Annotated in this window: 22 protein-coding genes and 1 rRNA gene; 6 read left to right on the top strand and 17 right to left on the bottom strand. The window is 55.8% G+C overall.

Annotated elements, in window-relative coordinates:
- Positions 1-47: 47 nt before the first annotated feature.
- Both R0I78_RS05860 and csdE read left to right on the top strand, forming a co-directional pair.
- Complete coding sequence (locus R0I78_RS05860; RefSeq protein WP_317074662.1) at positions 48-1,262, top strand: SufS family cysteine desulfurase; 1,215 nt, start codon at positions 48-50, stop codon at positions 1,260-1,262.
- A complete protein-coding gene (gene csdE / locus R0I78_RS05855; RefSeq protein WP_317074647.1) occupies positions 1,262-1,684 on the top strand; it encodes a cysteine desulfurase sulfur acceptor subunit CsdE in 423 nt (140 codons plus the stop codon). Before R0I78_RS05860 ends, csdE begins: the two co-directional genes overlap by 1 nt.
- A 415-nt stretch (positions 1,685-2,099) precedes the next feature.
- On the opposite strand, the gene tcdA is transcribed toward csdE, so the two are convergent.
- Together tcdA and ilvC are read right to left on the bottom strand one after the other, a co-directional pair.
- A complete protein-coding gene (tcdA, locus tag R0I78_RS05850; RefSeq protein ID WP_317074646.1) occupies positions 2,100-2,894 on the bottom strand; it encodes a tRNA cyclic N6-threonylcarbamoyladenosine(37) synthase TcdA in 795 nt (264 codons plus the stop codon).
- A gap of 347 nt (positions 2,895-3,241) precedes the next feature.
- Positions 3,242-4,729, bottom strand: a complete 1,488-nt coding sequence (gene ilvC / locus R0I78_RS05845) for a ketol-acid reductoisomerase (protein ID WP_317074645.1) — start codon at positions 4,727-4,729, stop codon at positions 3,242-3,244.
- 135 nt (positions 4,730-4,864) lie between these two features.
- On the opposite strand from ilvC, the gene ilvY reads away from it, so the two are divergent.
- Both ilvY and ubiK read left to right on the top strand, forming a co-directional pair.
- Positions 4,865-5,764, top strand: coding sequence for an HTH-type transcriptional activator IlvY (gene ilvY / locus R0I78_RS05840; protein ID WP_317074644.1), 900 nt, complete (start codon positions 4,865-4,867; stop codon positions 5,762-5,764).
- 48 nt (positions 5,765-5,812) lie between these two features.
- Positions 5,813-6,079 carry a ubiquinone biosynthesis accessory factor UbiK gene (ubiK, locus tag R0I78_RS05835; protein WP_317074643.1) on the top strand — a complete coding sequence of 89 codons (267 nt, stop codon included), beginning with the start codon at positions 5,813-5,815 and terminating at the stop codon, positions 6,077-6,079.
- Between the two features lie 81 nt (positions 6,080-6,160).
- Here ubiK and fre read toward each other — a convergent pair whose 3' ends face one another.
- The 4 genes from fre to trxA form a co-directional block, all read right to left on the bottom strand.
- A complete protein-coding gene (gene fre / locus R0I78_RS05830; protein WP_019935191.1) occupies positions 6,161-6,856 on the bottom strand; it encodes an NAD(P)H-flavin reductase in 696 nt (231 codons plus the stop codon).
- A 2-nt stretch (positions 6,857-6,858) separates the two neighbouring features.
- Entirely contained in the window at positions 6,859-8,358 is a 1,500-nt protein-coding gene (gene ubiD / locus R0I78_RS05825) for a 4-hydroxy-3-polyprenylbenzoate decarboxylase (RefSeq protein ID WP_019935192.1), read from the bottom strand.
- Between the two features lie 484 nt (positions 8,359-8,842).
- The gene (rho, locus tag R0I78_RS05820) at positions 8,843-10,108 is read right to left on the bottom strand and encodes a transcription termination factor Rho (RefSeq protein ID WP_019935193.1); all 1,266 of its coding nucleotides are present in this window, start codon (positions 10,106-10,108) and stop codon (positions 8,843-8,845) included.
- A 183-nt stretch (positions 10,109-10,291) separates the two neighbouring features.
- Positions 10,292-10,618 carry a thioredoxin TrxA gene (trxA, locus tag R0I78_RS05815; RefSeq protein WP_317074642.1) on the bottom strand — a complete coding sequence of 109 codons (327 nt, stop codon included), beginning with the start codon at positions 10,616-10,618 and terminating at the stop codon, positions 10,292-10,294.
- Between the two features lie 115 nt (positions 10,619-10,733).
- Between trxA and rhlB the strand changes: the two genes are divergently transcribed.
- Together rhlB and gppA are read left to right on the top strand one after the other, a co-directional pair.
- Positions 10,734-12,038 (top strand): ATP-dependent RNA helicase RhlB, encoded by a 1,305-nt coding sequence (gene rhlB / locus R0I78_RS05810; RefSeq protein ID WP_019935194.1) that lies wholly within the window; start codon positions 10,734-10,736, stop codon positions 12,036-12,038.
- A 6-nt stretch (positions 12,039-12,044) separates the two neighbouring features.
- The gene (gene gppA / locus R0I78_RS05805; RefSeq protein ID WP_317074641.1) at positions 12,045-13,526 is read left to right on the top strand and encodes a guanosine-5'-triphosphate,3'-diphosphate diphosphatase; all 1,482 of its coding nucleotides are present in this window, start codon (positions 12,045-12,047) and stop codon (positions 13,524-13,526) included.
- A 22-nt stretch (positions 13,527-13,548) separates the two neighbouring features.
- On the opposite strand, the gene hemB is transcribed toward gppA, so the two are convergent.
- From hemB to rrf, 11 genes are all read right to left on the bottom strand, one after another.
- On the bottom strand, positions 13,549-14,562 hold the full coding sequence (hemB, locus tag R0I78_RS05800; protein WP_019935196.1) for a porphobilinogen synthase: 1,014 nt from the start codon (positions 14,560-14,562) through the stop codon (positions 13,549-13,551).
- Between the two features lie 2 nt (positions 14,563-14,564).
- Positions 14,565-15,350, bottom strand: a complete 786-nt coding sequence (tatD, locus tag R0I78_RS05795; protein ID WP_317074640.1) for a 3'-5' ssDNA/RNA exonuclease TatD — start codon at positions 15,348-15,350, stop codon at positions 14,565-14,567.
- A complete protein-coding gene (tatC, locus tag R0I78_RS05790; RefSeq protein WP_019935198.1) occupies positions 15,347-16,093 on the bottom strand; it encodes a twin-arginine translocase subunit TatC in 747 nt (248 codons plus the stop codon). Before tatC ends, tatD begins: the two co-directional genes overlap by 4 nt.
- The gene (gene tatB / locus R0I78_RS05785; RefSeq protein ID WP_317074639.1) at positions 16,090-16,443 is read right to left on the bottom strand and encodes a Sec-independent protein translocase protein TatB; all 354 of its coding nucleotides are present in this window, start codon (positions 16,441-16,443) and stop codon (positions 16,090-16,092) included. Before tatB ends, tatC begins: the two co-directional genes overlap by 4 nt.
- 3 nt (positions 16,444-16,446) lie before the next feature.
- Entirely contained in the window at positions 16,447-16,695 is a 249-nt protein-coding gene (gene tatA / locus R0I78_RS05780) for a Sec-independent protein translocase subunit TatA (protein ID WP_019935200.1), read from the bottom strand.
- Between the two features lie 83 nt (positions 16,696-16,778).
- Complete coding sequence (gene ubiB, locus R0I78_RS05775) at positions 16,779-18,416, bottom strand: ubiquinone biosynthesis regulatory protein kinase UbiB (protein WP_317074638.1); 1,638 nt, start codon at positions 18,414-18,416, stop codon at positions 16,779-16,781.
- On the bottom strand, positions 18,413-19,030 hold the full coding sequence (locus tag R0I78_RS05770; RefSeq protein ID WP_317074637.1) for an SCP2 domain-containing protein: 618 nt from the start codon (positions 19,028-19,030) through the stop codon (positions 18,413-18,415). The genes ubiB and R0I78_RS05770 overlap by 4 nt, the downstream gene beginning before the upstream one ends.
- A complete protein-coding gene (gene ubiE / locus R0I78_RS05765; RefSeq protein WP_019935203.1) occupies positions 19,030-19,785 on the bottom strand; it encodes a bifunctional demethylmenaquinone methyltransferase/2-methoxy-6-polyprenyl-1,4-benzoquinol methylase UbiE in 756 nt (251 codons plus the stop codon). Before ubiE ends, R0I78_RS05770 begins: the two co-directional genes overlap by 1 nt.
- 58 nt (positions 19,786-19,843) lie before the next feature.
- Entirely contained in the window at positions 19,844-20,230 is a 387-nt protein-coding gene (gene crcB, locus R0I78_RS05760) for a fluoride efflux transporter CrcB (RefSeq protein WP_019935204.1), read from the bottom strand.
- Positions 20,231-20,300: 70 nt separating this feature from the next.
- Positions 20,301-20,501, bottom strand: coding sequence for a tautomerase family protein (locus R0I78_RS05755; RefSeq protein WP_019935205.1), 201 nt, complete (start codon positions 20,499-20,501; stop codon positions 20,301-20,303).
- A gap of 132 nt (positions 20,502-20,633) precedes the next feature.
- Positions 20,634-20,748 (bottom strand): 5S ribosomal RNA (gene rrf / locus R0I78_RS05750).
- Positions 20,749-20,750 lie beyond the last annotated feature (2 nt).

The raw sequence follows: 20,750 nt of genomic DNA, 5'->3' as shown, positions 1-20,750 counted from the left end.
GCTTGGGTTTGGCTCATGATCCTGACAGTTTTTTCTAATGGTTATGCATAATCGTGGATATTCGAGTACTCAGACGCGACTTCCCTACCCTGGCGCAAATCGTTAACGGCCATTCGCTGGTGTATCTCGATAATGCCGCCACCACCCAAAAGCCACAGGCCGTGCTGGATGCGCTCAATCATTACTACCGGGATACCAACGCCAATGTGCACAGAGCCTCTCATGCCCTGAGCGGCCAGGCCACCCGCGCCTTTGAGCAGGCCCGGGAAAAAGTGGCGCGCTTTATTCATGCCCCCTCGCCCAGAGAGATTATCTGGACGCGCGGCACTACAGAAGCCATTAACCTGGTGGCGTTCTGTTTTGGCCGGCATTTTCTGAACGCCGGTGACGAAATACTGGTGTCCGCCTCGGAGCACCACGCCAATATCGTGCCCTGGCAGCAGGTGGCCGCCGCCACCGGTGCCGTGCTCAGGGTGATTCCCTTTACCGACAGCGCCGAGCTGGACATGGCCGCTGCTGAGCAACTGATTAACGAACGCACCCGGCTGCTGGCCGTGGGCCATGTGTCCAATGCCCTGGGCCAGGTCAATCCGGTGGCCAAGCTGATTGCCATGGCGAAAGCTGTGGGTGCCGTGACCCTGATTGACGGCGCTCAGGCGGTGGGGCATTTTCCGGTGAATGTGCAGGCATTAGGCTGTGACTTTTACGCTTTTTCCGGCCACAAGATGTTTGCGCCCACCGGCATTGGCGTGCTCTATGGCAAAACCGAGTGGCTGAAAAAGATGCCCCCCTGGCAGACCGGTGGCGAGATGATCAAAACCGTCAGCTTTGAGCACACTCAGTTTGCCGAAGCGCCGTTCAAGTTCGAGGCAGGCACCCCCAATATTGCCGGTGCCATTGCGCTTGGCGCGGCAGTAGACTACCTGCTGGACTTGGACAGAGCCGCACTGCAGCGCCACGAGCATGAGCTGCTGACGCAACTGCTGAATGGGCTGGCTGCCATGAATGATATTCGCGTGATTGGCCGCCCTCAGGCCGGGGCAGTGTCGTTTACCATGGACGAAGTCCACCCGCAGGATCTGGCCACCCTGCTCGACATGCAGGGCATTGCGGTACGCACCGGTCACCACTGTGCCATGCCGCTGATGCAGGCCCTGGGGCTGAAAAACGGCACGGTTCGTGCCTCGCTTGCCTTTTATAACACTGCTGATGACGTGGCCGCACTGCTGGCCGGCATCAACAAGGCCCGGGAGTTGCTGTAATGACCCACCCTTTTGGTACCGAGATCACCGACACCGAGGTGCGCGCCCTGTTCGCTGCCGCCCAAGGTTGGGAAGCCCGCTACAAGCAGCTGATCAAGCTGGCAAAACAACTGCCGCCATTGGCAGACGAACACAGAGTGGATGCCAACGCCATTCACGGCTGCGAAAGCCAGGCCTGGCTGCTGGCTGAGCAGGATGCACAGGGCCGCTGGCAGTTTCACTGCGACTCCGACGCCCGCATTGTCAAAGGCCTGATGGCGGTAGTACTGGCGGCCCTCAGCAACAAGACCAGCGCCGAGATCGCCGCCTTTGATATGGATGCCTACTTTGAGGAGCTGCAGCTGCTCAACCACCTGAGCCCGTCCCGGGGCAACGGCCTGCGAGCGGTGGTTTCGGCGATTAAAGCCAAAGCCGAAAGCTGAGCCGATCGTCATGCGAAGCATCAGTGCGGTTGCACTCCGCCGACACGCTTCGAGCCCATCCATGGGGCGCTCGGCACCTGCCTTCCATGGCAGGTGACGGTCGTCTACGGCAATCCCCACTGCTGCTTCGTGAAACATCGACGTTGCCTGCATGCTGCCAGTCGGCTCAGAGCGTTCCGAGAAGGGCAAAGGGTGTCTGCTTCGCCGTGCCCTTCGCGCCAGGGATGGCGCGACGGAGCGTACAGGGAGGTATTCACAGCGTGCCGGAGAAGCAGTACGCTTTGACCGACGGTAGTGCACGTTTCTGCAGACTCCAGCCTGAGCAATAGACTCCGGCCTTCGCCGGAGTGATATACTGCATAGGGTAAACAAGCACGGCTCAGAAGCCATAGCCAGCTGATGAGCGACTTACAGCTTATAGCTGATCGCTTACAGCTGCTTGCGTAGCAAGCCGCGAAAGCACCCGGCTGACCATAAAGAAGCCGAAGGTGGCAGTGATGTGGGTGACGGCGCCAAAACCGGAGGCGCAGTCCATTTTCATGGTGCCGTCCGATTCCTGCTTGGCGCTGCAGATGCCGCCCTCGCCGTCCGGGTAACGGGGCTGCTCGGTGGAAAACACACAATCCACACCAAACTTGCGCTTGGGGTTCTTGCTGAAGTTGTAGAAGCGGCGCAGCTCGCCACGCACCTTGGCCGCCAGTGGATCCTGAATGGTCTTGCTGAGATCCTTTAACTGGATCTGGGAAGGATCTATCTGGCCACCGGCACCGCCGGCGGTGATCACCGGGATCTTGTTGCGCTTGCAAAAAGCGATGAGTGCCGCCTTGGCACGCACCGAGTCGATGGCATCCACCACATAATCAAACCCCGCCAGCAGATGCTCACTGAGGTTGTCGGCACTGATAAAATCATCCACCACAGTTACTTTGCAGTCCGGGTTGATCAGGGCAATGCGTTCAGCCATGGCCTGAGTCTTTTCTGCGCCAATCTGATTGCTGAGGGCGTGGATCTGCCGGTTGGTGTTGGTAATGCAGATATCGTCCATGTCGATCAGGGTAATAGAGCCAATGCCGGAACGCGCCAGGGCTTCCGCCGCCCAGCTGCCCACACCGCCAATGCCAATTACACATACATGGGCCTCGGCAAACCGGGCCAGGGCCCGAGTACCATACAGGCGGGCAATGCCCCCGAAACGCTCGTCAAAACTCATTATTCACTCCCGCAGAATTCAGCTGGATATTATATCAAAGGCAGCTCGAAGGTCGAAAAGGAGGACAAAGTGAACTGCTTCACGACCGATCAAATGCCATGGATGGCATTTGCCGAGCGTCTCATGGATGAGCTTGAAGCGTGTCGGGAAGTAGTCAATTTGTTCGACTGTGGCAGGGATGGCTGACAACAGTGTATTCAGGCCTGTTGCACAGGCAGGCCCTGCCGGCTAAAGCGGCAGCTACCAACCATCTGCTCCCCAGTCCCCATTCCCAAATCCCTGCTCACCAAACAAAAAAGGGAGACCGAAGTCTCCCTGTTTACAGCTCTGTTTATTGTTTTGTTTGTTTAACCGCCAACGGCGATGTTTTTCATATCGGTCATATAAGAACGCAGGGTCTTGCCGATAATTTCTACCGGGTGGTTGCGAATCGCTTCGTTCACATCAATCAGGCGACGGTTGTCAACGGAGTTGGACTCAACGGTGATGGTCTTGCCAATCACATCGGTGCCTACCTTGGGCATGAACTTCTCGCGCAGCAGCGGTACGGCAGCGTTGGCGAACAGGTAGTTACCGTATTCGGCGGTGTCGGAGATAACCACGTTCATCTCGTACAGACGCTTACGGGCAACGGTGTTGGCGATCAGCGGCAGTTCGTGCAGCGACTCATAGTAAGCAGACTCGTCGATGATGCCGGACGCGGTCATGGCTTCAAATGCCAGCTCAACGCCAGCTTTCACCATGGCTACCAGCAGAATACCGTTATCGAAGTATTCCTGCTCTCCAATCACCACGTCGGTCGCCGGGTACTGCTCAAAGCTGGTTTCAGCAGTTTCTTCACGCCAGGTCAGCAGATCGTGGTCGTCCTTGGCCCAGTCAGCCATCATGCCGGCAGAGAAGTTGCCTTCAATGATGTCATCCATGTGCTTGTTGAACAGCGGACGCATCAGCTGTTTCAGCTCTTCGGCCAGGTCGAAAGCCTTGATCTTGGCCGGGTTGGACAGGCGATCCATCATGTTGGTGATGCCGCCCTGCTTCAGGGCTTCGGTGATGGTTTCCCAGCCAAACTGGATCAGCTTGCCGGCGTAGCCAGCGTCGATACCGTCGGCCACCATCTTCTCGTGGCACACGATGGCACCGGCCTGCAGCATACCGCACAGTATGGTCTGCTCACCCATGAGGTCGGATTTCACTTCGGCTACGAAGGAAGATTCCAGCACGCCGGCACGGTCGCCGCCGGTGGCAGAGGCCCAGGCCTTGGCGATGGCCAGCCCTTCACCCTTGGGGTCGTTTTCCGGGTGAACGGCGATCAGGGTCGGCACACCAAAGCCACGCTTGTATTCTTCACGCACTTCAGTGCCGGGGCACTTGGGCGCCACCATCACCACTGTGATGTCTTTACGGATCTGCATGCCTTCTTCAACAATGTTGAAACCGTGGGAGTAACCCAGGGCCGCACCGTCTTTCATCAGCGGCATAACGGCGTTAACGGCAGAGGTATGCTGCTTGTCCGGAGTCAGGTTCATCACCAGATCAGCGGTCGGGATCAATTCTTCATAGGTGCCTACCCTGAAGCCGTTCTCGGTGGCCTGCACGAAAGACTTGCGCTTCTCGGCAATGGCTTCAGCACGCAGGGCGTAGGCCACGTCCAGACCGGAATCGCGCATGTTCAGACCCTGGTTCAGACCCTGAGCACCACAACCAACGATAACCACCTTTTTGCCTTTCAGGTAGTTACAACCGTCGGCAAATTCTTCGCGGTTCATAAAGCGACACTTGCCCAGCTGCTCGAGCTGCTGACGCAGGTTCAGGGTGTTGAAATAGTTAGTAGCCATGACCTTTTGCTCCAATTAATCCGTTATTTTTGAATGCTTGCACCGTTTTCGGTGACGACCCCAGCACTATACCCCAGGCCATTCGTTGCCGGAAATGATATATTCGAAACAGAGTATTTCATTTGGTGCAACAAAATGGACTTACGCAATCTTGAATTATTTGTTCACCTCAGCCAGAGCCTGCATTTTGGCCGCACTGCCGATGCCATGGCAGTGAGCCCGTCTACCCTGAGCCGGGCCATTCAGCGGCTGGAGCAGGAAGTGGGCTGCGAGCTGCTGCTGCGGGACAACCGCAGCGTGGCACTGACGCCGGCCGGGCTGCAGCTGCAGCAGTTTGCCGAAAGCTGGCTGGGCGACTGGGATCAGATGCGCGACCGGCTCAAGCATAACGACAGCCCTCTGCAGGGCCGGCTGCGGCTGTTTTGCTCAGTAACCGCCAGTTACTTTTTGTTACCCGACATTCTGGCCCGCTTTCGTACCCGCTATCCGCAACTGGAGCTGCGGCTGGAAACCGGTGACCCGGCGCTGGCCATCGACAAGGTACTGAATGAGGAAACGGATCTGGCCATTGCCGCCCGCCCCGATGCGCTGCCCGCCAAGCTGGAGTTTATTCGGCTGCAAACGGTGCCGCTGGTGTTTATTGCGCCGCGCATTCCCTGCCTGGCCAACGAGCTGCTGCAGCAAAGTCCCGCCGACTGGGGCAAGATTCCGGTGATTCTTCCGGAGCAGGGTGTGGCCCGAAAGCGCACCAATCAATGGTTTCGTAATAAGGGCATCAGCCCGAATGTGTATGCCGAAGTGGCCGGCAACGAGGCCATCGTCGGCATGGTGGCGCTGGGCTGTGGCGTGGCGCTGGTGCCCACAGCGGTCATTCGCCACAGCCCCATGGCCGATAAAATTCAGCGGCTGGCGGTGACACCGGATCTGAAACCCTTTGAGGTGGGCGTCTGTCTGCTTAAGAAACGGCTGGAAGATCCGCTTATTCGTGCCTTTCGTCAAATTGCGCTGCAGCAGGCCAATCCCGAATCCCCATGAGTAGCAGTATTGGGTTACAATAGCAGCAATATTTTAAGGAGAGCGACCATGCTGGACCCGAAAAAACTGGAAGAGATCGCCAAACAGATCCAAAGCAATATGCCCGCCGGCCTGAAGAACATGGGTGAGGAAGCAGAAAAACGCATTCGCACCGTGCTGCAGTCTCAGCTGGGCAAACTGGATGTGGTAACACGGGAAGAGTTTGATGTGCAGACCAAGGTACTGCTGCGCACCCGGGAAAAACTGAACGAACTGGAAGCCCGCCTGGCCCTGCTGGAACAGCAGCTGGCCGATGGCCGCAATGAGCAGGAATAGTTGCCGCTGAAAAGCATAATGCCGGGCAAGCCCGGCATTATTTTTAGCTAAAGGACGCTGCTCCTTTACTCGACGAGCTGTTTAAATAAACTCGTAAGCATCGCCAAACAGGCGTTCAGCATCCACGCCTTTTTCCTTGAAGGCTTCCCGCGCCACGCCTGCCATTTCAAAGCGGCCGGCCACATAAATGTCGTAACCGGTCAGGCTGGGGAAATCATCCATAATGACTTCATGCACCAGACCGCTGCGTCCCTGCCACTGCTCGCCGCCATTCTGCACCACAGGCACATAGGTCAGCTCTTTATGCTCGGCAGCCCAGGCTGTCAGTTCTTCATGGGCGTATAAATGCTCTTGATGGCGCACGCCCCAGTAGATAAATACCGGCTTATGCAGACCGTCGGCCAGCATTTGCTGCAAAATGGAGCGGGTATAGGCAAAGCCGGTGCCACCGGCCATCAGGATCACCGGATGACGGGATTCACGCAAATAGGCCTTGCCCGCTGCCAGCTGTACCTCAATATGGCCCTGCTCCTGCATGCGTCTGAGCACCTGCAGGGCATAGGTGTTGTCGGGTGAGGCACCAATGTGCAGTTCGACCTCACCGTTTTCCTGTGGCTTGTTGGCAATGGAAAAGGGGCGTTTGTCGTCGTCTGCCATCACTACCAGCAAATACTGGCCGGCATTGAAATCCACTACCTGCTCCGGCTTCAGCCGCACATACCAGAGGGTGTCGGCCATTTCGTGAATGGCTTCGACTTTACAGCTAATTTTTTGCATGACTATCCTTTGTTCTCATTCTGTTCTGCACTCGTGCTCAGGATACCAAGTTGATCCCACAGCGCATCGACCCGTTGTTTAACCTCATCCGTCATCACTATGGTTTCGCCCCATTCGCGGTTGGTTTCTCCGGGCCACTTGTTGGTGGCATCCAGACCCATTTTGGAGCCCAGGCCGGAAACCGGTGAGGCGAAGTCCAGATAGTCGATGGGCGTGTGCTCAATCAATGTGGTATCCCGCGCCGGGTCCATTCGGGTCGTAATGGCCCAGATCACATCGTTCCAGTCTCTGGCATTGATATCGTCGTCGCACACAATAACGAATTTGGTATACATGAATTGCCGTAAAAACGACCAAACGCCCAGCATGACACGTTTGGCATGGCCGGGGTAGCGCTTTTTCATGGTCACCACCGCCATGCGGTAGGAGCAGCCTTCCGGTGGCAGATAGAAATCTTCAATCTCCGGAAACTGCTTTTGTAATATGGGCACAAACACTTCGTTCAGTGCCACCCCCAGCACCGCGGGTTCATCGGGCGGCCGGCCGGTATAGGTGGAGTGATAAATGGCATCGCGGCGGCGCGTAATCCGCTCCACGGTAAACACCGGAAATTCATCCACCTCGTTATAGTAACCGGTGTGGTCACCATAAGGGCCTTCCGGGGCCATGTCATCAGGATAGATATAGCCTTCCAGCACAATTTCAGCACTGGCCGGCACTTCCAGATCCGAGCCGATGCATTTGACCACTTCAGTACGACTGCCTCTGAGCAGGCCGGCAAAGGCATATTCCGACAGGGTGTCGGGCACCGGGGTTACGGCACCGAGAATAGTAGCCGGATCGGCACCCAGGGCCACTGCCACCGGATAGGGTTTGCCGGGGTTGGCTTCCTGCCATTCACGAAAGTCGAGGGCGCCGCCACGATGGCTGAGCCAGCGCATAATCACCTTGTTTTTGCCCAGCACCTGCTGACGGTAGATGCCCAAATTCTGGCGCTTTTTATAAGGTCCGCGAGTAATGGTCAGGCCCCAGGTGATCAAGGGCGCTGCGTCACCAGGCCAGCAGTGCTGTACCGGAATGCGAGTGAGATCGACCTGTTCCCCTTCCTGAATGACTTCCTGACAAGGGGCCTTTTTCAGCCGCTTGACCGGCATGTTCAGCACCTGTTTGAAGATGGGCAGCTTTTCCATCAGCTCTTTCAGGCCCTTGGGCGGCTCAGGCTCTTTCAGATAGGAGAGCCAGCGACCCACTTCCCGCAGCGCGCCCACATCGGGCTGGCCCATGCCCATGGCCACCCGCTTGGGCGTGCCGAACAGGTTACCCAGCACCGGCATATCAAAGCCTTTGGGATTTTCAAACAGCAGCGCCGGACCGCCCGCCTTCAGGGTGCGATCGCAAATTTCGGTCATTTCCAGGTAGGGGTCAATTTCCTGATGAATGCGCTTCAGCTCCCCCCGGGCTTCGAGTTGCGCGATAAAATCTCGTAAATCCTTGTATTTCATAGGTTGTTCCGAGTGTATCGAGTGGCTTTAAGGCTGATGCCTGCTCAAAGGCTGCAACCGTCGGTGATGCCGTGCAGCTTCGTCGGCCAGTGGCCACTGTGTTGCCGACACGCCGTGAACCCATCCATGGGGGCTCCGCTGCGCCTTCCATGGCGCAGAGGGTGCGTCGACACAGACGCCCCCTGACCTCCTGTCTCATCCCGGTGCTGCCAGCTACAAGCAGCTCCGATGGTAACAGGAAGCAGTAGCAGGGATTGCCGGAGCCGACCGTCACATGCCAGGGATGGCATGTGCCGAGCGCCCCAGGGATGGGCTAGCAGCGTGTCGGCGCAGCGCAACCCTGCTGCTGATTCCAGTGGCACGAATTCAGCTGACAATATTACACAGCGTTCAGGTGACCGGATTATACCTGCTTCGCTTTGCAGCTGCTTGTATTACAACAAAAAACCGCGGCAAGCCGCGGTTTTTTTATGCTGAGCAACGATTACTTCTGCTGACGTTTCATGGCGTCAAAGAATTCGTCGTTGGTCTTGGTCATGGCCAGCTTGTCGATGAGGAACTCAATGCCGTCAATCTCACCCATGGGGTGCACGATTTTGCGCAGGATCCACATCTTCTGTAGCTCGTCACTGGTAGTGAGCAGCTCTTCGCGACGGGTGCCGGAGCGAGTGATGTCGATGGCCGGATAGACGCGCTTCTCGGCGATCTTGCGGGACAGGTGCAGTTCCATGTTACCGGTGCCTTTGAACTCCTCATAGATAACGTCATCCATTTTGGAGCCGGTATCTACCAGAGCCGTGGCGATGATGGTCAGGCTGCCACCCTCTTCTACATTCCGGGCCGCACCAAAGAAACGCTTGGGACGGTGCAGGGCATTGGCGTCTACGCCACCGGTCAGCACCTTGCCAGAGCTGGGCACCACAGTGTTGTAGGCACGGGCCAAACGGGTAATGGAGTCGAGCAGAATGACCACGTCTTTCTTGTGCTCAACCAGGCGCTTGGCCTTCTCGATGACCATGTCGGCCACCTGTACGTGACGGGCCGCCGGTTCGTCAAAGGTAGAAGCAATCACTTCACCCTTGACCATGCGCTGCATCTCGGTCACTTCTTCAGGACGCTCGTCGATAAGCAGCACGATCAGCACACACTCGGGGTGGTTATAGGTGATGCTCTGGGCAATGTTCTGCAGCAGCATGGTCTTACCGGCTTTGGGCGGTGCCACAATCAGACCACGCTGGCCCTTGCCGATAGGAGAAGCCAGATCCAGCACCCGGGCGGTAATGTCTTCGGTAGAGCCATTGCCCCGCTCCATTTTCATGCGCTCATTGGCATGCAGGGGAGTGAGGTTTTCAAACAGGATCTTGTTGCGGGAGTTTTCGGGCTTGTCGAAATTGACCTGGCTTATCTTGAGCAGAGCGAAGTAACGTTCGCCATCTTTTGGAGGCCGGATCTTGCCATCTATGGTGTCACCGGTACGCAGGTTAAACCGGCGGATCTGGCTGGGAGACACATAAATGTCATCTGGGCCGGCCAGATAGGAAGAGTCGGCGCTGCGCAGAAAGCCAAAGCCGTCCTGCAGAATTTCGAGCACGCCATTACCGAAGATATCTTCACCACTTTTGGCATGGGCTTTGAGGATAGCAAAGATGATGTCTTGCTTGCGCAAGCGGGCGAGGTTTTCCAGGCCCATGGTTTCCCCAAGCTTTATCAGCTCAGATACAGGGGTATTCTTGAGTTCAGTCAGATTCATAGTGGTGAGTGTCTATCAACCAGGAATGTCAAATGGTCAGAAATAATCTGCCGGATTGATGAATTAATTAAGAAGAGCCTTAAAGGCACAAAATAGGCTAGCAAACGAACAATAAACTAGCACCAAAAAGGAAATGCGTCTAGCAAAAACCACAAGGGGTGCCTTGCGCACCCCTTGCTGAGATTACAGGTTGGCGTCCAGAAACTCTTTCAGCTGAGTCTTGGACAGGGCACCGACTTTGGTGGCTGCCACTTCGCCGTTCTTGAACAACAGCAGGGTGGGAATGCCACGAATACCGTATTTGGGAGCGGTTTCTGCATTCTGATCAATATTCAGCTTGGCAACGGTTACCTTGCCTTCATACTCACCGGCCACCTCTTCCAGAATGGGGGCGATCATTTTGCACGGACCACACCACTCAGCCCAGAAATCTACCAGCACCGGGCCTTCAGCCTTGATGACGTCTGCATCGAAGCTGGCATCGGTCAGCTGAACAATTTTGTCACTCATATCCAACTCCAGTCAGTTTTACCCTTCAAAAACACACAACAAAAGGGCAATTTAGTTGGCCTATTTCAAATGATCCTGTTTATTATTGCAAGCCTAACCTGATAATCTGAATGCTATGAGCAAGACACACCTTACTGAAACCAAATTCACCCAGCTGGGCCTGCAGCCACAAGTGCTGGCCGGACTGGAAACCAAAGGTTTTCATAACTGCACGCCCATTCAGGCGCTGTCGTTACCGCCCCTGCTTACCGGCAAAGACATCGCCGGTCAGGCCCAGACCGGCACCGGCAAAACCATTGCCTTTCTTGCCGCCACTTTTAATCATCTGCTGACCACTCCCGCTCCGGCCAACCGTCAAACCAATCAGCCCCGCGCCATCATCATGGCTCCGACCCGGGAGCTGGCGGTGCAGATCCATAACGATGCCGACACCCTGAGTGAGCACACCGGTCTGAGACTGGGGCTGGCCTATGGCGGCGATGGCTATGAAAAGCAGACTCAGGTGCTGAATGAAGGGGTGGACATTCTGATCGGTACCACAGGCCGCATTATCGACTTCTTCAAGCAGAAAGTGATTAGCCTGGACGCCATTCAGGTGGTGGTGCTGGATGAAGCGGATCGCATGTTCGATCTGGGCTTTATCAAGGACATTCGCTTTTTATTCCGCCGCATGCCGCCGGCTACTCAGCGCCAGAATATGCTGTTTTCCGCCACTCTGTCGCACAGAGTACAGGAGCTGGCCTATGAGCACATGAACGATCCTGAACATGTACAGGTGGAGCCGGAGCAAAAAACCGGCGTACGCATCAAGGAAGAACTGTTCTATCCGGCACAGGAAGAAAAAATGCGGCTGTTGCTGACGCTGATGGAAGAAGAATGGCCCGATAAAGCCATTGTTTTTGCCAACACCAAGCACAGCTGTGAGGAAGTATTCGCCTGGCTCGACGCTGATGGCCACCGTGTAGGACTGCTCACCGGTGACGTACCCCAGAAAAAGCGCCTGAAAATTCTGGAAGACTTTACCGGTGGTGCCCTCGATATTCTGGTGGCCACCGACGTGGCCGCCCGCGGTCTGCACATTCCCGATGTGAGCCATGTGTTCAACTACGATCTGCCCGACGACGCCGAAGACTATGTGCATCGCATTGGCCGTACCGGCCGGGCCGGGGCCAGCGGCTGCTCCATCAGCTTTGCCTGTGAAGAATATGTGTTCAACCTGCCAGCGGTAGAGGCTTACATTGAGCATGAAATTCCGGTCAGTAAATATGACAGTGCTGCCCTGCTGGACGATGTAACACCACCCAAACGTATTCACCATCACAGAGCTGGCATGAACCGTAATGTACGGGATCGCCAGGGTGGTAATCAGCGCCGCCCCGGCGGCAACCGCCGTCGCCGGCCGCAGGGTAACCGGGGCTGAGCCAGCGTGAAGAACCCGTCTCTGTATGCCGCCATTGACCTGGGCTCCAACAGTTTTCACATGCTGGTGGTGCAACAGGTGGCAGGAGCCAGCCGTACGCTGGCCAAGGTCAAACGCAAAGTACGGCTGGCTGCGGGATTACAGGCGGATGGCAGCCTGGATAACGCTGCCATGGAGCGAGGCTGGGACTGTCTGAAACTGTTTGCCGAACAACTGCAGGATGTGCCCGTCGGTCAGGTGCGCATTGTGGGCACCGCCACATTACGGCTGGCCACCAATATTGGGGTTTTTCTTGAGCAGGCTGAGGCTATTCTCGGCCACCCAGTACAGATTATTTCCGGCGAGGAAGAAGCCGCTACCATTTATCAGGGCGTGGCCTGGACGTCTTCCGGCACCGGCCGCCGTCTGGTTATCGATATTGGCGGAGCCAGTACTGAGCTGATTATTGGTGAGGGGACCTCTGCGGGGTTGCTGAACAGCCTGAATATGGGTTGTGTAACCTGGCTGACGCGTTACTTTCCGGACAATGAGCTGACTCACGACAACTTTCAACAGGCTATTCAGGCAGCCCAGCGTGAGCTGTCGTCGGTGGCGGCCAGCTATCTCAAGCTGGGCTGGCAGCATGCCTTTGGTGCCTCCGGCACGGTACAGGCCATTCAGGAAATCATGATGGCTCAGGGGGAAAACGAACACATTACCCTGACCAAGCTGTACCGGCTGAAAGAGCAGGCCATCGCCTGCGGCAAGGTAGAACAGCTGCAACTGCACGGGCTCAAACCCGAGCGCGCACCAGTATTTGCCTCGGGTCTGGCCATTTTAATTGCTCTGTTCGACACGCTTGGCATTGAACACATGGTGCTGGCGGGCGGTGCCCTGCGGGAAGGGCTTATCTACAGTATGCTGGGCACCCGGCAGGACTGTGACGCCCAGGACAGAACCCTGGACAGTCTGATTGCTCGCTATCAGCTGGACCGGGAGCAGGGCGAACGAGTACGCAACACCGCCCTTATGACACTGAAACAATTGCAACCCGCCGCCAGCAGTGACGAACATTGCATGCTGGCACGGGCCGCCATGCTGTATGAGCTGGGCCTGTGTATTGAGTACAAGCGTGCCCCGGAGCATGCTGCCTATATTATTCGTCATATTGATCTGCCGGGCTTTACTGCTCCCCAGAAAAGCCTGCTGGCGGCGCTGCTGCTGAATCACAGAGATGAGTTCTACCCTGAGGCACTGACGTCTCAGTGCGCCATCAAGGCTGACAGAGCCATACTGCTGGCTCGTTTGCTGCGCCTGGCCATTATTCTGTGTTTGCGCCGTACTCAGGGCACGGTGCCGGCCTTTCAGTTAAGGCAACAAGGTAACCAACTGACACTCACCTTACCTGCCGGCTGGTGTAAAGGTCACCATCTGCGGGCCAGTGAGCTGAACACAGAAGCTGAGCGACAAGCGGCCATGGGCTGGCCGCTGCATATAGTGGAAGCATAAAAAAGCGCCTTTCGGCGCTTTTTTATTTATCTTCTTTCAGCCACTGGGCCACGCGCTTGGCAAAATAGGTAAGAATGCCATCGGCACCGGCACGCTTGAAGCACAGCAGTGATTCCATAATGGTTTCCTGCTCCTTGAGCCAGCCATTCTGAATGGCCGCCATGTGCATGGCGTATTCGCCACTGACCTGATAGGCAAAGGTAGGCACACCAAACTGCTCCTTGACCCGGCGTACCACGTCCAGATAGGGCATACCCGGCTTGACCATCACCATGTCGGCCCCTTCTTCAATGTCGTAGGCCACTTCCTGCAGGGCTTCATCGGTATTGGCCGGATCCATCTGGTAAGTGGCCTTGTTGCCGCCCTTGAGGTTACCGGCAGAGCCGACGGCATCGCGGAAAGGGCCATAATAGTTGGACGCGTACTTGGCCGAGTAGGCCATGATTTGGGTATTGATAAACCCGTTTGCTTCCAGCGCTTCACGAATGGCACCAATGCGGCCGTCCATCATGTCGGACGGGGCTACCATATCGGCACCCGCGGCAGCATGACTGAGCGCCTGCTTCACCAGCACTTCGGTGGTCACGTCGTTCAGCACATAGCCGTCTTCATCGAGAATGCCGTCCTGACCGTGCACAGTGTAAGGGTCCAGGGCCACGTCGGTCATGATGCCCAGTTCAGGAAAGGCGGCTTTCAGCTCCCGCACCGCTTCCTGCACCAGACCGTTGGGGTTGTATGCTTCTTCTGCCAGCAGGGTTTTCTCGGCAGCATTCACCACCGGGAACAGGGCCAGCAGCGGAATACCAAGTGCCACCAGCTCTTCGGCTTCCTTCAGCAGCAGGTCAATGGACATACGCTCCACTCCGGGCATGGACTCTACCGCCTCACGGCGCTGAATGCCGGGCAGCACAAATACCGGATAGATTAAATCATCCACGGTCAGGGTGTGCTCGCGCACCAGGCGACGGCTGAAATCATGCTTGCGCAGGCGGCGCAGGCGGCGGCCCGGAAAGCCACCCATCACTTGTTTGGTCATGTTCACTCCTGAAGTTGAAAAAAGCGCCTGCTGGTCGCGGTGGTTGCCGCAATCAGCTCAGCGGTATGTTCACCCCGGCAGGCGGCAATACGCCCGGCAATATGGGGCAGATAAGCGGGTTCGTTGCGACGGGAGGCCGGCCTGGGGGACAAGTCCCGGGGAATAAGATAAGGGCTGTCAGTTTCCATCATCAGCCGCTCAGGCGGGATCAGTGATACCAGCCGCTGCAGCTCTCTGCCCCGGCGCTCATCACAGATCCAGCCGGTAATGCCGATATGCAGGTCCAGTGCCAGGCAGTCGTTCAGCTCATCCTCAGTGCCGGTAAAGCAGTGCAATACTGCCGCCGGCAGGCGATCCCGCCATGGTGAGAGAATGGCCATAAACCGCTCATGGGCATCCCGGCAGTGCATAAACACCGGCAATTGCAGCTCGGCGGCCAGGGCCAGCTGAGCCTCAAAGGCCGCCTCCTGCCGGGGCCGGGGTGAAAAATCCCGGTTAAAATCGAGACCACACTCCCCCACGGCTACCACCTGGGGTTGTGTCGCCAGCTCACGCAACTCATTCAGAGTGGTATCGTCAAAGGTTTTGGCATCATGGGGGTGCACCCCGGCGGTGGCATAGCAAAAGCCGGGCCGCTCTGCAGCAAGCTCTGCCACCGCCCGGCTTTCTGTCAGGCTGGTACCGGTCAGAATAAGGCCGGTAACGCCGGCAGCATGAGCCCGCGCCAACACCGCCTCTCTGTCTTTATCGAACTGAGAGCTGGTGAGATTAACGCCAATATCAATCACGGCGTAGTTTCCTGCTCATCGTCTTCTTGCTTACGCACATAGAAGCGCCCGAAGAAAACACCAATCTCAAACAGCAGCCACATGGGAATGGCCAGCAGGGTCTGGGAGATCACATCGGGCGGCGTAAGCAGCATGCCGACGATAAAGACGATCACCACCACATAGGGTCGCTTGGCGGCCAGATCCTTAGGCGTGGTGACGCCGGTCCAGCACAGCAGTATGGTGGCAATAGGAATTTCAAAGGCGATGCCAAAAGCAATAAACAGCCCCAGCACGAAATCCAGATAACTGGCAATATCGGTGGCAATGGTAACCCCTTCCGGTGCCATACTGGTGAAAAAACCAAAGGCCAGCGGAAACACCACAAAGTAGGCAAAGGCCGCACCGGCATAAAACAGCAGAGCACTGGAAAACACCAAAGGGGCTATCAGCCGTTTTTCATGCTTGTACAGGCCCGGCGCAATAAAAGCCCAGACCTGATAAAGCACAATGGGAATGGCCGCAAAAAATGACACTATCAACGTCAGTTTAAGAGGGGTTAAAAACGGCGTGGCCACTCCGGTGGCTATCATGCCCGCCCCTTCCGGCAGTTGCTTGAGTAATGGCGTAGCCAGCAGGCTGTAGATATCGTTGGCAAAATAAACCAGCCCCAGAAACACCACCAGCACGGAGGCAAGGGCACGCAACAGGCGTGTCCTCAGCTCCACCAGGTGGCTGATCAGAGGCTGCTGTGATTCAGTCATTCAGATGGTTTCCGGGGCTCTGTGTTAACGGACTCATCCGCGCTTTGCTCGGGCCGTTTTTCATAAGGCCGGTTAACGGAAGCGGCGGCGTCCTTAAGTTGGTCGATGGACTGCTGCAGCTCGGGGCTGAGATCCTTCATGCCGAGCTGCTCGGCTTTTTTCAGATCCCGGTGCAGCTCTTCCATTTTCAGCTCCTGGGACAGCTCGGTTTTCACCGCATTGGCGGTATCCCGTACTGTTTTAAACATGCGGGACACGGTGCGAATAGCAACAGGCAGGCGCTCGGGTCCCAGCACCAACAACCCGATCACGGAAATCACCACCAGTTCCCAAAAACCGATATCGAACATGACTTATACCCGATCTTTATCTTTGGCTTTGTCCTGCTCGTTCTGTGGCTCCGCCTGCTCTTTCTTGTCGGCCAGCTTCTGCTGCTCGAAGTCGGCGTCTTTCTTATCCTGATCTTCGTCGCTCATGGCTTTCTTAAAGCCCTTTACTGCCGAGCCCAGGTCACTTCCCATGCCACGCAACTTTTTGGTTCCAAACAGCAGTACCACAATAAGTACCACGATAAGCAGTTGCCAGATACTGATTCCACCCATAACTCACGTTTCCTTTGCAAACAGATAATGATAAAAGGCCATTATATTGCAGGTATATGACGAATATTTGATACCGGATCAAACTATCGTGCTATTCGCCGCCATCCCAGCCACCATACAACCAAAGTCAGCACCATGCCAGACAGAGCCAGCCGGCTTTCATCCATGCCCAGCAACAGGGTACTGGCCAGCAGGGTGGAGGCACCCATGGCCAGCAAAAAACGGCCCTGCCCCTGACGTTTATCATGAGTAGCGTAGCGCTCATACAGGCCGTTCATCTGCCGCTGCTGAAACTTGGCCTGCCGCAAAGCGTCATAAACCAGTTCCGGAATTTCCGGCAGTTTTTCCGCCCAGTAAGGTGCATTTTCCTTAACCCCATTGATCACCGCTTTGTAACCCACCTGCTTCTGCATCCAGTCTTCCAGAAACGGTTTGGCGGTTTTCCACAGATCCAGCTGCGGATAAAGCTGCCGCCCGACTCCTTCTACATAGAGCAGGGTTTTCTGCAGCAGCACCAGCTGGGGCTGCACCGCCATATTAAAGCGGCGGGCGGTGTTAAACAGATTCAGCAGCACATGGCCAAAAGAGATCTCTGACAGGGGCTTTTCAAAAATGGGCTCGAGCACAGTACGAATGGCCGACTCGAATTCTTCCACCTTGGTGTCGGCAGGCACCCAGCCCGACTCCACATGCAGCTCGGCTACCTTACGGTAGTCACGGTTGAAAAAGGCCAGAAAGTTCTCTGCCAGATAGCGTTTGTCGTCCCGGTTCAGGGTGCCGACAATGCCGCAGTCAATACCAATCCACTGCGGGTCTTGCGGGTGCTCATAAGACACGAAAATATTGCCAGGGTGCATATCGGCATGAAAAAAGCTGTCCCGGAATACCTGGGTGAAGAACACCTCAACGCCTCGCTCCGCCAGCAGCTGCATATTGGTGCCGTTAGCTTCCAGGGCTGCAATATCGGATACCGGTATACCATAGATACGTTCCATCACCAGTACATTTTCATGACAGTAACTGGAGTAGATCTCGGGCACATAGAGAGTACGGGAGCCTTCAAAGTTACGGCGCAACTGAATGGCGTTGGCCCCTTCACGCAGCAGGTTAAGCTCATCAAGCAGGGTTTTGCGGTATTCCTCTACTACTTCTACCGGCCGCAGCCGGCTGCTGCGCTCGGGCACCAGCCGCGCGATTAAGCTGGCCATGGAATGCATCAGGCTGACATCAGCCTCTATCGTGCGCTCAATGCCCGGACGAATCACCTTGATCACGATATCCTGACCGCTTTTCAGCCGGGCGGTATGCACCTGGGCAATGGAAGCCGATGCCAGGGGCTTTTCATCAAAGTCATCAAACAAAGTTTCAATGGGCTGACGCAGGCTGTGTTCAATCTGCTGGCGGGCCAGTTTGCCATCAAAGGGCGGGACCCTGTCTTGCAGCATGGCCAGCTCTTCAGCAATGTCCGGCGGCAGCAGATCACGCCGCGTGGAAAGCATCTGGCCAAACTTGATAAACACCGGCCCCAGACTTTCCAGCGCGAGACGAATACGTTTACCCCGGGATAAGTCCGGATGCTTGTTCTTGAGCCAGAACAGGCTTTTGCGAGCCATACGAGCCGGCCAGATCTGCAGCCGGACCGGAATCAGCTCATCCAGGCCGTAGTCAAACAGAGTACGGCCAATCTGGTAGAGACGGCGCAGCTCCCGCAGTTTTCTCATGAATGGGTCACCTTGTCGGTCAGTGTCGCCAGGCGTCCCTGCAGGCGGTTCAATCGTTTGCTTAACTCGTCCACTTCATCACCAAAGTCGGCCAGCTCCAGCGGCCCCACCGCCAGCCGGGCTTCTTCCCGTACAAAGTCACCAAGATGCAGCCGGGCTTCGATAACGCGCTTTTGTAAAGCCAGTCTGGTCTCACGGCCATGGCGACAAATCAGGTGCGCCAGTACATCACCGGTATAGGGCACCAGCATTTCTTCGATATCAACAGGGTTATCCCGCAGTACACTACTCAAATCCTGCCAGGGTTGCGGATCCCCCTGCAGATCGATATGACCATCGCGTATGTACTGCATCAACAGCCCTCTGTCTTTTAGCAGACCAAGCGCGCTGAGAGAGAGACTGAGGTGGCTGTCGACCGGGCCTTCATACTTGCCCAGCAACTCCAGGCGATCTCCGGTAAACAACAGGTAAAAGCTGGTCAGCTCGGTCACCGTAAGCTGCAATGCTTTACCATGCAAAGATTTCAGCTTTTGTGCACTGCCGGAGCTTTGCAGCATCCGGTTAATAGCCGTTTCCAGAGTGCCGTTCAATAGCGGTAACAGCAAAGCCTTCATCAGAACTTGAACCCGCGATGCAGCGCCACTACGCCGTCGGTGAGATTAAAATACTCCACCTGCTCCAGGCCGGCCTCTTCCATCATGTGCTTGAGGGTTTCCTGATCCGGATGCATACGAATCGACTCGGCCAGGTATTGATAGCTTTCGCTGTCCTGAGCCACCAGTGCACCCATTTTTGGCAACACATTAAAGGAGTAGAAGTCGTACAACTTGCTCATGATCTCATGCTGAGGCTTGGAGAACTCCAGTACCAGCAGCCGGCCGCCGGGCTTGAGCACTCGCTGCATGGACGCCAGCGCTTTATCCTTGTTGGTGACATTGCGCAGGCCAAAAGCGATAGTGATCAGGTCAAAGTGATTATCCGGAAAAGGCAACGCCTCGGCGTTGGCCTGCACATAGGCAATATTGCTGCCCAGGCCTTTGTTGCGCAGCTTGTCGCGGCCCACCTTAAGCATGGAGTCATTAATATCGGCCAGTACCACCTGACCCTGATCACCTACCATGCGGGAGAACTTGGCGGTCAGATCACCAGTGCCACCAGCCAGATCCAGCACCTTGTGGCCCGGGCGTACGCCGGAGCAATCAATAGTAAAGCGCTTCCACAGGCGGTGAATGCCAAAAGACATCAAATCGTTCATCACATCATATTTGGCTGCCACCGAGTGGAATACGCTGGCCACCATCTGCTCTTTTTCATCGGCATTTACGGTCTGGTAACCGAAATGGGTCGTCGACTTGTGCTGTTCTGACATTCTCAAGACACCTGTAAAAATCGAAGTAAGCCAGTGTACTGCAAATGCACCGGCCGGACTAACGGGAAGCCAGCAGGCTTTGAGTGATCTGCATTCCTACAAAGGTAAATATCATACAGCAAACCACATTGAGGCACACATTCAGACCGGCCTTAAACCATTGTCCGTGCTCAAATAGCAGAAGCGTATCAAGAGAAAAAGAAGAAAAGGTGGTCAGCGCACCCAGCATGCCTACCATCATAAAGGGACGCCAGGTGTGAACATTAAGCGCCTGCTGCTGCACCAGTATAAAAAAGATGCCTATCAGCAAAGAGCCTGTCAGATTAACGGTGAGAGTTCCAAACGGAAAAGAACGACCAAGCCAGCGACTCATCAGCTCGGTAATAACAAAGCGCAGTGCGGCACCCACAGCACCGCCAAAAGCCACAAATAACAGGGTTTTCATGATCAACCGGCGTAAAGTAACATCACATCAGTTTACGCCGGCCGAAATCAAAAACCTATGGCCGAATGGCTCAGGCTTGACGTTCCCGCTTGGCCCGAACGGACTCACCAGCCACACCAAAGTCCTGAGTGGCGATATCCTGCAGCAGAATACGTACGGTTTCCGGCTTTACATCCAGAGCGCGTACACAGGCATCAGTCACTTCCTTGATCAGGGCTTCCTTCTGCTCATTGCTGCGACCTTCGATCAGGGCAATATTAAGAATCGGCATGATTTTTCCTTTATATGTTCGAAAAACGAGCCGGTATTAGAGTAAAAAATGTGAACTGAGTCAAACTTGGTGGAAAATAAGCAGAAACGAAAAAATCCCTTCACATCAGTGAAGGGCTTTTTCTTATTGGGTGCCTGGCAGTGACCTACTTTCACATGGCAGCTGCCACACTATCATCGGCGCGGTTGCGTTTCACTGCTGAGTTCGGCATGGAGTCAGGTGGTTCCACAACGCTATGGCCGCCAGGCA

The sequence above is a fragment of the Oceanimonas sp. CAM02 genome (assembly GCF_032842915.1).
Classification (GTDB): Bacteria; Pseudomonadota; Gammaproteobacteria; order Enterobacterales; family Aeromonadaceae; genus Oceanimonas; species Oceanimonas smirnovii.
The sequence above is the reverse complement of the archived record's forward strand: the minus strand, read 5'-3'. Positions and strand labels throughout refer to the sequence as shown.

What these genes read in the sequence shown, in the direction of transcription:
- tatB (WP_317074639.1), bottom strand. Translation starts at nt 16,443, where the DNA reads ATGTTCGATATCGGTTTTTGGGAACTGGTGGTGATTTCCGTGATCGGG.
- tatA (WP_019935200.1), bottom strand. Translation starts at nt 16,695, where the DNA reads ATGGGTGGAATCAGTATCTGGCAACTGCTTATCGTGGTACTTATTGTG.
- rho (WP_019935193.1), bottom strand. Translation starts at nt 10,108, where the DNA reads ATGAATCTGACTGAACTCAAGAATACCCCTGTATCTGAGCTGATAAAG.
- hemB (WP_019935196.1), bottom strand. Translation starts at nt 14,562, where the DNA reads ATGACCAAACAAGTGATGGGTGGCTTTCCGGGCCGCCGCCTGCGCCGC.
- trxA (WP_317074642.1), bottom strand. Translation starts at nt 10,618, where the DNA reads ATGAGTGACAAAATTGTTCAGCTGACCGATGCCAGCTTCGATGCAGAC.
- ilvC (WP_317074645.1), bottom strand. Translation starts at nt 4,729, where the DNA reads ATGGCTACTAACTATTTCAACACCCTGAACCTGCGTCAGCAGCTCGAG.
- ilvY (WP_317074644.1), top strand. Translation starts at nt 4,865, where the DNA reads ATGGACTTACGCAATCTTGAATTATTTGTTCACCTCAGCCAGAGCCTG.
- fre (WP_019935191.1), bottom strand. Translation starts at nt 6,856, where the DNA reads ATGCAAAAAATTAGCTGTAAAGTCGAAGCCATTCACGAAATGGCCGAC.
- tcdA (WP_317074646.1), bottom strand. Translation starts at nt 2,894, where the DNA reads ATGAGTTTTGACGAGCGTTTCGGGGGCATTGCCCGCCTGTATGGTACT.
- ubiB (WP_317074638.1), bottom strand. Translation starts at nt 18,416, where the DNA reads ATGAGAAAACTGCGGGAGCTGCGCCGTCTCTACCAGATTGGCCGTACT.
- ubiK (WP_317074643.1), top strand. Translation starts at nt 5,813, where the DNA reads ATGCTGGACCCGAAAAAACTGGAAGAGATCGCCAAACAGATCCAAAGC.
- crcB (WP_019935204.1), bottom strand. Translation starts at nt 20,230, where the DNA reads ATGAAAACCCTGTTATTTGTGGCTTTTGGCGGTGCTGTGGGTGCCGCA.
- R0I78_RS05770 (WP_317074637.1), bottom strand. Translation starts at nt 19,030, where the DNA reads ATGAAGGCTTTGCTGTTACCGCTATTGAACGGCACTCTGGAAACGGCT.
- rhlB (WP_019935194.1), top strand. Translation starts at nt 10,734, where the DNA reads ATGAGCAAGACACACCTTACTGAAACCAAATTCACCCAGCTGGGCCTG.
- R0I78_RS05755 (WP_019935205.1), bottom strand. Translation starts at nt 20,501, where the DNA reads ATGCCGATTCTTAATATTGCCCTGATCGAAGGTCGCAGCAATGAGCAG.
- tatC (WP_019935198.1), bottom strand. Translation starts at nt 16,093, where the DNA reads ATGACTGAATCACAGCAGCCTCTGATCAGCCACCTGGTGGAGCTGAGG.
- ubiE (WP_019935203.1), bottom strand. Translation starts at nt 19,785, where the DNA reads ATGTCAGAACAGCACAAGTCGACGACCCATTTCGGTTACCAGACCGTA.
- csdE (WP_317074647.1), top strand. Translation starts at nt 1,262, where the DNA reads ATGACCCACCCTTTTGGTACCGAGATCACCGACACCGAGGTGCGCGCC.
- ubiD (WP_019935192.1), bottom strand. Translation starts at nt 8,358, where the DNA reads ATGAAATACAAGGATTTACGAGATTTTATCGCGCAACTCGAAGCCCGG.